Here is a 12,486-nt window from a genome sequence, read left to right as displayed (position 1 = left end):
TTATTCACCTGCCTTTTCTGTTTCATGTGTTTGATGATCTTTGAGTAGTTTGCCAACCCAAACCACTAAAATTAAGATTGGAATCCCGATCAATGTGGTCATCAAAAAGAAGTTTGGATACCCAATATTACTCACTATGGTACCTGAATATCCACCTAAAAGTTTTGGTGTAAGGGTCATGAGTGAACTAAAGATCGCATATTGAACAGCGGTAAATGACACACTGGTTAGGCTCGAAAGGAATGCAATAAATGCTGCACCCGCGAGGCCCGAAGCCATATTATCCACAACAATTGCAAAGTAGAGCCACAGCGAACTATAAGGCTTAATGACCTTACCGCTAATCTCAACCTCTTTACCTGACTGAGTATCAATATATGGTAGAGGGTCAATATTTACATCTAATTCAGCTTTGGGTACAGAATTTGAAGCAACGTTATAATGATGGGAAACTGATAATACTTTTTGGTTTCCTTCGACAACTGACGCAGTAATTTGTTTGCTTGGTGATGACAGTAATTTTTGCATATCAATTGCAGCGTTAAATACACCTTTTTGATCTGTCATTTTTGCATCAAAATTCTGTCCATCAAGATTCAACACAATCTTTTGGTTAGGCGATAAAGCTTTACCAAAATACTGACCACGAACAACCACACTGCCTTCAGAAGATTTAGCAGTGATTTGGTCACTTCCCATCAAAGGTAAAATCTGTAGGGGTACATGTTCAGCATACGTTGTTACTAGAGGTTGAACTCGGACTATGGTGTCTGCTTGTTGACCTTGCAAAGCATAGCCAGCTTTTACATCAACTTGTTTTGTTCCTTCAAAAGTGGAACTCGGGACTTTAATCTTCCAATAACCTACTTCATCTGGCTGAGCTTTATAATGTTTGTCTCCCACTTGAACATCCAACATATCAAGGGGTTTGCCAGATTTCACTAAACCAATGAAAATGAGGTTAGTAGAGCTTGCCAATACAGCACCAACAAACATCAGTTTCATGATGTTCATACGCTGTGCTAATAAGCCTCCTAAGAAGCCTCCAACCAAGCTAAAGATCACACCATAAACTTTTACAGCTTCAGCAATTTGTTCTTTGCTAAAGTTTAGATCTTGATAAAAGACATTTGAGATCACACCGGCAATGATGTCTGAAATACGGAAGAAGCCAATCAAAAATAGAAGCACTAACGCGAGTTTGACACCATAACGTTTAAAGAAATCCAGAATTGGAGCAATCCAAGTTTCTTTTGCCATTTGCTGGTTGACCACACCCATCTTAACTAGCACATAACCAACTAAAATGGCAGAACCTGTTGCTGTTAAGAATCTTAAAGCTTCTAAACCAAATAAAGCTGCACTATCTTGAATATTGCCAGCTTTGGAAATTGCCTCGGTAATTTGACCTGAGTAAATATAAGTTATGACAAACGAAATGACCGCTATAAAGAAGACTAAAACCAGACGGTAATAATCAGTAGTTTTGTAGTTTTTATATACGCGATTAACCTTAGGTTCACGGACAAGCAAGGTTGTAACAATACCGACTAACATGACTGCTGCCATGGTTAAATAGGTCGTTTTCCACGCCTCGTAAATATAGTTGCCTTTAGCTGTTCCTAAATGTGCTGCTAAAAATAATGCACCAGCCCCAGCTACAATCATACCAATACGGTAGCCAGCATTATAAGTCGACGCCAACACCGTCTGCATTTCAGTTTCAGCTAATTCGATACGATAAGCATCAATTACGATATCTTGCGTTGCTGCCGAGAAGCCAAGCAACACTGCACCGGCTGCCATTTGAACCAAATAGCTATGGCCTAAAGCTGGGTCCGCGAAAGCCATGGTGCAAATCGCAAGCACAATTAAACACTGAGCAATAAGCAGCCAAGCACGTCTTCGACCTAAAGCCTTGGTCAAGACCGGTACTGGCAATTCATCAATGAGAGGTGCCCAAACAAACTTAAAGGAATATCCCAAAGCTGCCCAACTGAAAAAAGTGACTGCACTTTTATCAATGCCCGCTTCACCTAGCCATAAAGAAAGACTAGAGAAAATTAGTAAAATAGGTATTCCGGCAGAAAAACCCAGAAATAGCATAATTAATGCACGACGGTCTAAAAATGCTTTAAACGCCGAGACCCAACCAGAGGTTTGTGTGGTCATTCGTTTTTTATTTTCCATAAATTATAAATGCGTCTATTCAATCGCTTCTTACAATTGCTTTCAAGATTCTTTCTGCAATCAAGTTTTGTTTTGGTGATAAAAGCAGCAAGTTTGCTTGATATTTTATGCTAAACCTGTATACCTTTAATCTTCAACCTTCGTTTTCTTTTGCTGGATATCAACAGTGACACAAAAACTTGATCAAGTGACAACTTCAACTTTATCACTCGCTAAAACAAACACCACAAACGTCACAATAAATGCATTTCCTTCAGCTTTTGAGCAACCTGATATAAAAATGACTTTGGATAAAACAGCCTTAAAACCCGAGCAACTTACACATATTCCAGATTTTGAAAATATTCCAGCCTCAACAAAACGTATAAAACCGCTTAATAACTTTTTAGGACAAGATCGTGCCAAAGCTTCAGTAGAAGCCGGCATTTCTTTACCCTACTCTGGTTATAACATTTTTGCAGTAGGAACGGCAGGTTTGGGTAAACGCACCATGATTAAGCGTTTACTACAACAACATGCGAAAACAATGCCTACTCCAGATGATTGGGTATATGTTTATAACTTTAAGCAAGCGCGTCAGCCAATTGCGCTACGCTTCCCTGCTGGGCAAGGAACCAAGTTTCAACATACTCTTCATCAAACTTGGCAAATTATTTTAAAACAGCTTGAACGCCGTTTTAGTGCTGAGACTTATCATAACCGTATTGAGCGAATTCGTCAGGAAACTGGAGATGAGCAGCAAGAAGCGCTTGTTGAGTTAACAAAAGAAGGCGAAGAGCTCGATTTAAAATTAATTTCTCGAAATGAGAAGCATGGTTTCGTGCCTGTCCAAGTAAAAAATGATCAGGTTCAAGAACTGACCCAAGCAGAAATTGATGCTTTAAATAGTAAACAGCGTGCTGAAATCGCGGCGAATATTCGCTATATGGATAAAAAGCTTGAGCGTCTTGGTTTGCATTTAGGCGATTTAGAAGACGATGCACGAGACAAAGTCTCTGTTTTAAATCGAGACATCGCGACTCAAGTGGTTATGCCACGAATAGATTTAATTTTAAATAAGTATGGTCAAGTTAAAGGGCTTGAAGATTATTTAAAACAATATGCGCAAGATGTAATTGACAACGTTGAACTCATTTTAGAGCAAGAAGAAGATGACTTTGCTCCTGCTATGTTCAATCGTGTACCAGCACGTTATCAAGCAAATGTAATTGTTTCAAATAAACCAAACAGCGGTGCACCGGTTATTTTTGAAGATTTCCCAACCCACTACAACTTGCTTGGTCATGTAGAACAGCTTACGCACAACGGTACAATTACCACAGATTTCACACTCATTCGCCCAGGTGCTCTACATCAAGCGAATGGTGGTTTTTTAATGCTTGAAGCCGAGCAATTACTCGAACAGCCTTATGCATGGCAGGGTTTAAAACGTGCCTTAAAATCAGGTCAACTCAAACTCTCTTCTCTTGAACATATGTTGACGTTAACAGGCTCTATCTCGATAGAACCTGCTGCAGTTCCACTTGATATTAAAGTGGTTCTTATGGCAGAACCTGAGATTTATTATGAAATCTTAGAAGTAGAACCAGAGCTTGGTAGTGTATTTAAAATTCGTGCAGATTTTACCGATACATTACAACGTAATGACGAAAATGAACAAGCTTACATGCAGCTAATTGCTGACTATGTACAAGCAGATAAACTACTTCCATTTGATCGTAGTGCTTTAGCAGCTTTACTTACCGACTCAAGCCGTCAGGCGGAAGACCAAAGCTCACTATCATTACATGCTTCAACTTTGGGTGATCTCATTCGCGAAGCACATCATCATGCATTTAAAGCCAATGAAAAGATTGTAACTGACCAACACATTAATCTTGCATTACAACATAGACAATATCGCTTAGGCTATTTAAGAGAACTTTACTGGCAGGATCTATCGCGTGGAACTCAGTTAATCGAAACTTCGAGCCACCGTTTAGGTCAAATCAATGCCCTCTCCGTTATTCACTATGCAGATGTTGAGTTTGGTTTACCTTCACGTTTGACTGCCTCAGTTTATCAAGGTGGCGGTGATATTCTTGATATTGAACGTAGTGTAGAACTTGGTGGTTCACTCCATGCCAAAGGCGTGTTGCTCATGTCTAGCTTCTTGAAAGCTCACTTTGGCCGTGAACAGATTTTACACTTCTCTGCCGCGCTTGCATTTGAACAAAGCTATGGGCAAGTCGACGGTGACAGTGCAACGGTTGCCGAGCTTTCTGCATTAATTTCTGCAATTAGCCAAATACCAATTGATCAATCATGGGCAATTACCGGTTCTATGAATCAGTTAGGCCAAGTTCAACCAATTGGTGATGTAAATGCAAAGATTGAAGGCTTCTATGATGCTTGTAAATTACAAGGTTTAACTGGCAAACAGGGTGTCATTATCCCACGTCAAAACATGCAACATTTGATGTTACGCCAAGATGTAATTGATGCAGTAAAAGTTGGTCAGTTCCATATTCATGCGATTGATACGATTGACCAAGCACTTGAAATTTTAATGGCTCCTCCAGTCGGTACACTCGATAAAAAAGGCAAGTACAGTAAGCACTCTATTTATGCGGCTGTAATGGAGCAACTTGAATATTGGCAAGCCATCGAAGATGGTGCAGAAATTGAAGAGGAACCAAAGAAGAAAAAGAAAAACAAGAAAAAAATCAAAAAGCACGAAGAGCTCACAGCTGATGATCTTCCACAAGAGACTCAAGAAGAAGTTGCGACTCTGAAGCAAAAATAGTACTAAGTAAAAAAAGGGCTTGTAATCACAAGCCCTTTTTTATGAATAAGGTAAAATTAGCGAACAATTTGCATGGCCCTTCCGCCAGCCAATTGACTAAAATACTGTTTAAGCGCTTCAACACAACGCTGAATCTTCATTGGCTGTTGATCGTGTTTGGCGATCTCTGCATATAAAGTGAAAGCTGGAAGTTTCCAATCTGGAAGAATTTCAATTAAAGAACCAGCCTTCAATTCTTTTTGAGCATCTAAATATAAAATTCTAGCAATACCATGTCCTTGCTGACATAAGGCTTTAGCAACTTGCAAATTATTACTTTGCAAACGGCTTACCATCTCAATATTTAATTTTTCACCTGTTTTAGCATGCTGGAAGTTAAAAGTGCGTGATTCGTTCATTGCATTGATAGAAAGCAACTCATGGTTGTTTAAATCGTTGGGATGCAAAATCGGGCTTGATTGATTGAGATAGCTGGGAGAGGCTACCAAAATCTGATCGACAAAAGCCATAGGAACTACAGAACTACTCTCTTCTACTGGCGTAGAGCTCATACGTACGGCAATATCAATTCGCTCTTCAATTAAGTCGATATAACGATGCCCCACTTCAAAATGAACAGATAAACCGCGATGGGCAGACATCCAATGAGATAAAGCAGGAATAATGTGCTGAACTGCTAAGTCTGGGGTTGTTGCAATACGCAAATCACCAATCAAGTCATCTCGCAATTCATTGATTCTGATTTTGCCTCTTTCTGCTGCTGCCAACATTTCTTGGCAACTTGAGAAAAAAGCCTGTCCAGCCTCTGTCAAACTAAGTTTTCGAGTAGAACGGTGTAATAAAATTACATCCATTTCATTTTCAAGAGAACGTATTTGCTGACTGACAGCACTTGTTGTAATGCCTAATTCACGTGCCGCACCACTAAATGAACTTTTTTCAACCACACAAGCAAAAACACCCATCGCACGAAGCTGATCTAACATAGGTTTCCTCAAATCTAATTCTAAATTTATAAAAAATGCTTATTGTTGTAATGAAAGCAACCAATTACATTATACGAGGAAACCTATATTTATTGCATTAGCTAATTTGGTAAAAGATTTGCCGGATTGATTGGTTTACCGTCAAGGCGAATTTGGAACTCAAGCATGACACGAGAAGCCCCTGAAGACCCCATTTCAGCAATCTTTTGGCCTGCGGTTACATTGTCTCCACTCTTCACCATCATCTTGCTATTGTGGGCATACGCACTGATATAGCCATCAATATGTTTGATTAAAACGAGATTACCGTATTCTTTTAAACCATCGGCTGCGTATACAACTTGACCGTCAGCTGCCGCATAAATAGGATCACCTTGGTTACCACCGTAACGAATTCCTTTGACATTATTCGCCAAATTAAATCCTTGGATAACCGGACCATTATTTGGTTTCACCCAACGCAAGCTTGAACTTGGAATAGAAGCACCTACGCTAGTATTGGTTGTTGGTGCAACTGTTCTTGGCGGCGGTGTAGTAACCGTTGTTGTTGGCGGAGTTGTGGTTGACGGTATTGCAATTGTTTGGCGCTTAATTGGCTCTTGTTGCGCCATGACTTGTGTCGACACGGTTTTTGGTGAAGAAGATTTTTTCAATCGTAATGATTGATTAACATAAATACGATATGGCGGAGCAATATCATTCATCTCTGCAATACTGAGATAGTCCAAACCATAACGCATTGCAATGCCACTTAAAGTATCACCTGAACGAACGGTGTAATAGTTAGGAGCCATTGAATAGCGAGAACTATTATTAATTTGTGGTTTAGAAGCACATCCTGCCATTGCAACAGTAAAACCTACAGCTACAGACAACATCATAATTTTCATTATATTGTCTCTTTGAATATGCGATCTGCTTTGTTGCCCAGTTAAATGCATCGATCTCCCTCACTAAATGCTACAAATCATTTCGGCTAAGAGTACCAAAAAAGTAAGAGGAAACATGTTCCTCTTTTTCTATATTCACAAAGTTATAACATTCGGGCCAAATTATTGACCCAAGCTTGCCTGCAAATCCTCTAAAACCGCATAGTTTGTTGCATCCATCTGAATTGGGGTCACACTCACAAAACCGTTTGCAACCGCAAAAAAGTCAGATTGAATCTGGCTAGCAATACGCTGCGGATCCGTAACTGCTTCACCTGCCAGACCAATCCAGTAAACCTGTCTTCCTCTTGGGTCGACATGACTTGTGATGGGTTTAGACTGAGCACGGCGTCCTTGATAGGTAATTTGTGTACCTTTCAACTGAGGTACATCCGGAATATTAATATTAAAAATATGTCGAGGTGGTAGCGCAGGTAAACCTTTGGCAATAAAGTCATGTACCCATTTGGCTGCTTGTGCATAATCATCTTTATGGTTGTATGAACGCACATCAGAACCCGCTAAAGAAACCGCAATTGCAGGCTGTTTCATTAAGCGTCCTTCAAATGCAGCGCCGACTGTTCCCGAATACAGAACATCATCACCTAAGTTTGCACCACTGTTGATTCCACTAACTACCAAGTCAAATTCGAAATCAAACAATCCATTCATAGATAAATAGACGCAATCGGCTGGCGTTCCATTTACAGCCCATACATCTTCAGCAATTTGAATAGGACGTAAAGGACGATCTAATGTTAACGCGCTCGAAAATCCACTTCTTTCACTTTCTGGAGCAACTACAACAACACGGCCTAATGGTTTTAACGCTTCAGCTAAAGCCTGTATACCTGGTGCAAATACACCGTCATCATTCGCAATTAGAATATTCACAAAAAATCTTTCTCGACAAATAAACCCGAAGGTTTTCTCAATTGAATTATTTGTTGAATTATATATATTTATGCCTCCATAGCATTATAAAATTGTGAAAAAATGAAAACTTTCGCTCCTTTTTTTCAAGTATTGGGGATCAGTATCACATTGTGTACGCAAACGGTTTTTGCTGATGAGGGTATCTCGACACAAGAAGCTGATAGCTTAATTAAAGATGACATTGCATCTACTCAAGTTTTACAAGAAATTTGCCCTAGTTTTGTTGGCGCAAATAAAAATCTTGAAACGAATATTAAAAAAATTATTGCAATGTACCTTGGTGGTTATTCCAATAAGTCAATTACCTTTTCTGCCCTACAAAATGATGCAGAATACAAGACACTTTTAAGTGAAGCTCGCCAAGCGGCAAAAGAAATGGATCACCATGAGCAACACGAACTTTGTCAGGAAGTGGTAAATTACAAAGATTAAGTTTATTTGACTCAATACGCTTTTCTTTGAAGGGTTTTCTGTTTATGTAAAGCAGAAAACCTACATAACAATACATTTTTTCCATTTTTTTAGCGTTTAAATTGTTTAAGCTATCGGCATATTTCAAATTTTTGTTTCAGGTTATCCATGTTTATGAAAAAAAGCTTAGTTCAATCACTTTCTGTTGTTTTACTCATGACAATGGCAACAGTGGGTTATGCTGCTGACAAGAAAAAAACAGCTGAAAAGAAAACTGAAAATGAAAATGTTGTTGAAGTTACGCCGACCAAAGGGACTACACCCGAAGAATTAGCAGCAATTCAAGTACTTTCTGAAATTTGTCCAAGTTTAATTGGCAAAAAAGATGCTGAATTTGCCCAAGGTTATGAGCGCCTTGTGAAAGATTATTTACCAAATGAAGCTGACCCAGTTGCAGCTTTAGAAAAACGTAGCAAAGACAAAAGTTTCAAGAAAGTCTTAAAAGAAGCACGTAATGATGCGAAAGCTGCTGGTAACGAGCAAAACAAGTTAGTTTGTCAAGACGTAAAAGCTTATCAATCGCAAAACTAAATTAGTTAAAAACTCTCTAGTTACAATACTGTTTGAAAAAGCCGACTTCCCCCATAGAAGTCGGCTTTGCTTTGTCCTAAAATGCTAGGTTCTTCTGCTTCACACAAGATATTGGAATTACCTAGAATGACTCGAAAAAGCGCTATTGCTGCACTCCTCCTCTTACCAAGTTTTTCTTATGCAGCAACTGTCTTATCAGCTCCGCCAGAATTAAATAATAAGTCTTATGTATTAATGGATTACGAGACAGGACAGATTCTCGCTTCTAAAAATGAAAATGAAAAGCTTGCGCCAGCTTCTATGACTAAAATGATGACAAGCTACATCATTGAACAAAAATTATTAAAAGGTGAGCTTACCGAGAATGAAAAGGTTCGTATGAACGAATCTGCTTGGTGTAAAGGAAGCAGCGCTGAATCATGTATGTATGTACCATTAAATGGCACTGCAACAGTTTTAGAAATGCTTCGAGGTATTATCATTCAGTCTGGTAATGATGCGTCAAAAGCAATGGCTGAACATATTGCTGGAAATGAAGGTACTTTTGCTCACCTCATGAATCAGGAAGCAAAACGTATTGGTATGACAAATACCCAGTTTATGAACTCTACGGGCTTACCTGCAGAAGGTCATTATTCAACTGCAAAAGATATGGCTGTTCTAGCTCAACATATTATTAAAGACAGCTCAAGATACTATCCAATTTACTCTGAGAAAGAATTTACATTTAACGGTATCAAACAAGGTAACCGTAATGCGTTACTTTATACTGACCCAAGTGTTGACGGTTTAAAAACAGGCCACACAGATGAAGCTGGTTACTGCTTAACAACTTCAAGTAAACGTGGCCCAATGCGCTTAATCTCAGTTATTTTTGGTACCGACAGCGTTAATGAACGTGCTAACCAAACACGCGCGTTGTTGTCTTGGGGCTTTGCGAACTTTGAAACTGCAAATGTTCAACCTGCAAACCAAGTTCTTGCAAAAGCTAAAGTATGGTTCGGTAAAGAAAATGAAGTTCAAATTGGTTTAGCAGAGAACTTCAATGTCACTATGCCTAAAGGCAAAGCAGGTGGTATAAAAACTCAATTGGTTGTTCAACCAAATTTAAATGCCCCTCTTCAAAAAGGCCAAGTGGTAGGTAAACTTGTTGCAAGTTTAGATGGCAAGGTCATTGCTGAAAAACCTCTTGTTGCATTAAAACCAGTTGAAGAAGCAGGCTTCTTTGCACGCATGATCGACCATATCAAACAATTCTTTAGTAACTTATTCTAATTTTAGAATAGTTCGATTAAGCACTCATGCTATTAGCTTGAGTGCTTTTTTATTTTATACTTCTATTAAATTTTATTTTGATGCTTCTCATGACAAAAAACATCCGTCCTTATTTAGATCATCATCCACAAATTGATCCAAGCTGTTACATTGATGAAATGTCAGTGGTTGTCGGTGATGTTAAATTGGCCGAAAATGTTTCGGTATGGCCTTTTGCAGTCATTCGCGGAGATGTAAATAGTATTCAAATTGGTAAAAATAGTAATGTACAAGACCATTGTATGTTACATGTCAGCCATAAAAATGATGCTAAGCCTAATGGTTCGCCTCTTATTATTGGTGAAGATGTGACGGTGGGTCACCATGTGACTTTACATGGCTGTACTATTGGTAACCGCGTACTAGTCGGGATCAATACCGTCATTTTAGATGATGTTGTTATTGAAGATGATGTGATGATTGGTGCAGGAAGTTTAGTGCCACCTCGTAAAGTCTTAAAAAGTGGTTATCTTTATGTTGGAAGCCCTGTACAACAAGTACGCCCATTAACCGAAAAAGAATTGGCATTTTTACCTTATTCAGCAAAACATTATGTAAAAGTGCAAAACAACCATAAAGATAACCAAACCAATTAGTACATACTCAATTTTTTCAAACGATAGAGCTTTTATAGTTCTCTATCGTTTGTAAGATCACCGTAGCCAAAAACCCCTAAATTTCGTATCATACGACTTTTAAATTCATGGTGCTTTTTTATGGCCGCATGGACTCCTCATGTCACTGTCGCTACAGTCGTAGAAAAAGATGGACGCTATCTTTTTGTCGAAGAACATAGCGAAGGTTTTGCACACACTGTGTTTAATCAACCTGCTGGTCATGTGGAATGTGGTGAAACGCTAATAGAAGCTGCTATTCGTGAAACACTTGAAGAAACGGGTCATCATGTTGAGATAGATGCCTTACTTGGTATTTATACATATACTCCGCCTATGTTTCCGGACCGTACTTACTATCGCTTCTGCTTTTTAGCACATATCACTCACGTCGAAAGCGAACCTAAACTCGATACAGGTATTGTTTCTGCTGTCTGGATGACTCTAGATGAGCTTCAAGAATCTGCCCGCGCTCGTAGTCCTCTGGTCATTAAAGCGATTGAAGATGCCATAAAAGGACACCATTATCCTTTAGCTCTTATTTATGAGCACCCTTTCTCTCCCTCATTAACTTCTCATTTGGATGCCTAGTCCTATGCAACAACGTGTCATCGTCGGTATGTCTGGTGGCGTAGATTCATCTGTTTCTGCGGCACTCTTACTTCAACAGGGTTATCAAGTTGAAGGTCTCTTCATGAAAAACTGGGAGGAAGATGACGGCACGGAATACTGTACAGCAATGGAAGATTTAGCCGATGCTCAAGCAGTAGCAGATAAAATCGGTATTAAACTTCACACTGCAAACTTTGCGATGGAATATTGGGATCGTGTATTCGAACACTTCTTGGCTGAATATGCAGCTGGTCGTACCCCAAACCCAGACATCTTATGTAATAAAGAAATTAAGTTCCGCGCATTTTTAGACCATGCCATGACTTTAGGTGCTGACTTTATTGCAACAGGTCACTATGCTCGTCGTGCTGAAACTGCATATAACTCTAAAGGTGAAGCATATGCGCCTTTATTACGTGGTTTAGATAATAATAAAGATCAAACTTATTTCTTGCATGCAGTACATGGCCGCGAAATTAATAAAACGCTCTTCCCTGTTGGCGAAATTGAAAAACCGGAAGTTCGTAGAATTGCCGAAGAGCTGGACTTAGCAACTGCGAAGAAAAAAGATTCAACTGGTATATGTTTTATCGGTGAACGCCGTTTTAATGACTTCCTTAAACAATATTTACCCGCTCAACCAGGTAAAATTGTGCTGGATAATGGTAAAGAAGTTGGTGAACATCACGGTCTGATGTACTATACGCTCGGTCAGCGTGGTGGTATTGGTCTGGGCGGTATGAAAGGTGCAGCTGAAGGTGCATGGTTTGTACTTCATAAAGACGTTGCCAATAACCGTTTAGTTGTAGGCCAAGGACATGAACATCCACTTATGCAAAGTACGCAGCTTTGGAGTGAGTCTATTGACTGGGTAGCTGGTGAACAACATATTCCGGCTGAAGGATTACGTTGTACCGCTAAAACACGCTATCGCCAGCCTGATCAAGCTTGCACAGTGTTTATTGATGAAAATAGTGAGCATGGTGTTCGTGTTGAATTTGATGAACCTCAACGCGCAGTTACACCAGGTCAAAGTGTTGTATTTTATTCAGATGAAGTTTGCCTAGGCGGGGGTGTGATTCACCATACAAATGCCCCTACACCAAATTTTATTTAAG

Annotated in this window: 11 protein-coding genes; 7 read left to right on the top strand and 4 right to left on the bottom strand. The window is 39.3% G+C overall.

What is annotated here, in order from left to right; translation table 11 throughout:
• Window positions 1-2,190 (bottom strand): AmpG family muropeptide MFS transporter, encoded by a 2,190-nt coding sequence (locus J576_RS01265; RefSeq protein WP_025467962.1) that lies wholly within the window; start codon window positions 2,188-2,190, stop codon window positions 1-3.
• 166 nt (window positions 2,191-2,356) lie between these two features.
• Between J576_RS01265 and J576_RS01260 the strand changes: the two genes are divergently transcribed.
• Complete coding sequence (locus tag J576_RS01260; RefSeq protein WP_033855462.1) at window positions 2,357-4,975, top strand: Lon protease family protein; 2,619 nt, start codon at window positions 2,357-2,359, stop codon at window positions 4,973-4,975.
• A 56-nt stretch (window positions 4,976-5,031) separates the two neighbouring features.
• Here J576_RS01260 and J576_RS01255 read toward each other — a convergent pair whose 3' ends face one another.
• The 3 genes from J576_RS01255 to surE form a co-directional block, all read right to left on the bottom strand.
• Window positions 5,032-5,961, bottom strand: a complete 930-nt coding sequence (locus J576_RS01255; RefSeq protein WP_002052792.1) for a LysR family transcriptional regulator — start codon at window positions 5,959-5,961, stop codon at window positions 5,032-5,034.
• Between the two features lie 101 nt (window positions 5,962-6,062).
• Window positions 6,063-6,902 carry a peptidoglycan DD-metalloendopeptidase family protein gene (locus tag J576_RS01250; protein WP_002052676.1) on the bottom strand — a complete coding sequence of 280 codons (840 nt, stop codon included), beginning with the start codon at window positions 6,900-6,902 and terminating at the stop codon, window positions 6,063-6,065.
• Between the two features lie 111 nt (window positions 6,903-7,013).
• A complete protein-coding gene (surE, locus tag J576_RS01245; RefSeq protein WP_002052561.1) occupies window positions 7,014-7,784 on the bottom strand; it encodes a 5'/3'-nucleotidase SurE in 771 nt (256 codons plus the stop codon).
• Window positions 7,785-7,886: 102 nt separating this feature from the next.
• Between surE and J576_RS01240 the strand changes: the two genes are divergently transcribed.
• From J576_RS01240 to mnmA, 6 genes are all read left to right on the top strand, one after another.
• A complete protein-coding gene (locus J576_RS01240; RefSeq protein ID WP_025467961.1) occupies window positions 7,887-8,258 on the top strand; it encodes an MCR_0457 family protein in 372 nt (123 codons plus the stop codon).
• 147 nt (window positions 8,259-8,405) lie between these two features.
• Window positions 8,406-8,828, top strand: a complete 423-nt coding sequence (locus J576_RS01235) for an MCR_0457 family protein (protein WP_002052886.1) — start codon at window positions 8,406-8,408, stop codon at window positions 8,826-8,828.
• A gap of 126 nt (window positions 8,829-8,954) precedes the next feature.
• A complete protein-coding gene (gene dacC, locus J576_RS01230) occupies window positions 8,955-10,103 on the top strand; it encodes a D-alanyl-D-alanine carboxypeptidase PBP5/6 (RefSeq protein WP_002052555.1) in 1,149 nt (382 codons plus the stop codon).
• Between the two features lie 89 nt (window positions 10,104-10,192).
• The gene (locus J576_RS01225; protein WP_002052760.1) at window positions 10,193-10,738 is read left to right on the top strand and encodes a gamma carbonic anhydrase family protein; all 546 of its coding nucleotides are present in this window, start codon (window positions 10,193-10,195) and stop codon (window positions 10,736-10,738) included.
• Between the two features lie 120 nt (window positions 10,739-10,858).
• A complete protein-coding gene (locus J576_RS01220; RefSeq protein ID WP_002052563.1) occupies window positions 10,859-11,347 on the top strand; it encodes an NUDIX hydrolase in 489 nt (162 codons plus the stop codon).
• A 4-nt stretch (window positions 11,348-11,351) separates the two neighbouring features.
• Window positions 11,352-12,485 (top strand): tRNA 2-thiouridine(34) synthase MnmA, encoded by a 1,134-nt coding sequence (gene mnmA, locus J576_RS01215; protein ID WP_002052965.1) that lies wholly within the window; start codon window positions 11,352-11,354, stop codon window positions 12,483-12,485.
• The last annotated feature ends 1 nt before the right edge of the window (window position 12,486 follow it).

Source organism: Acinetobacter sp. 766875, from assembly GCF_000582055.1.
In the GTDB taxonomy this organism is placed as follows: Bacteria; Pseudomonadota; Gammaproteobacteria; order Pseudomonadales; family Moraxellaceae; genus Acinetobacter; species Acinetobacter nosocomialis.
Note: the sequence above shows the minus strand (reverse complement) of the source record. Positions and strands in the feature narration are given on the sequence as shown.

Coding starts and splice junctions, on each gene's coding strand:
- J576_RS01265 (WP_025467962.1), bottom strand. CDS start 2,190: ATGGAAAATAAAAAACGAATGACCACACAAACCTCTGGTTGGGTCTCG.
- J576_RS01255 (WP_002052792.1), bottom strand. CDS start 5,961: ATGTTAGATCAGCTTCGTGCGATGGGTGTTTTTGCTTGTGTGGTTGAA.
- J576_RS01250 (WP_002052676.1), bottom strand. CDS start 6,902: ATGCATTTAACTGGGCAACAAAGCAGATCGCATATTCAAAGAGACAAT.
- J576_RS01240 (WP_025467961.1), top strand. CDS start 7,887: ATGAAAACTTTCGCTCCTTTTTTTCAAGTATTGGGGATCAGTATCACA.
- J576_RS01235 (WP_002052886.1), top strand. CDS start 8,406: ATGTTTATGAAAAAAAGCTTAGTTCAATCACTTTCTGTTGTTTTACTC.
- dacC (WP_002052555.1), top strand. CDS start 8,955: ATGACTCGAAAAAGCGCTATTGCTGCACTCCTCCTCTTACCAAGTTTT.
- J576_RS01225 (WP_002052760.1), top strand. CDS start 10,193: ATGACAAAAAACATCCGTCCTTATTTAGATCATCATCCACAAATTGAT.
- J576_RS01220 (WP_002052563.1), top strand. CDS start 10,859: ATGGCCGCATGGACTCCTCATGTCACTGTCGCTACAGTCGTAGAAAAA.
- mnmA (WP_002052965.1), top strand. CDS start 11,352: ATGCAACAACGTGTCATCGTCGGTATGTCTGGTGGCGTAGATTCATCT.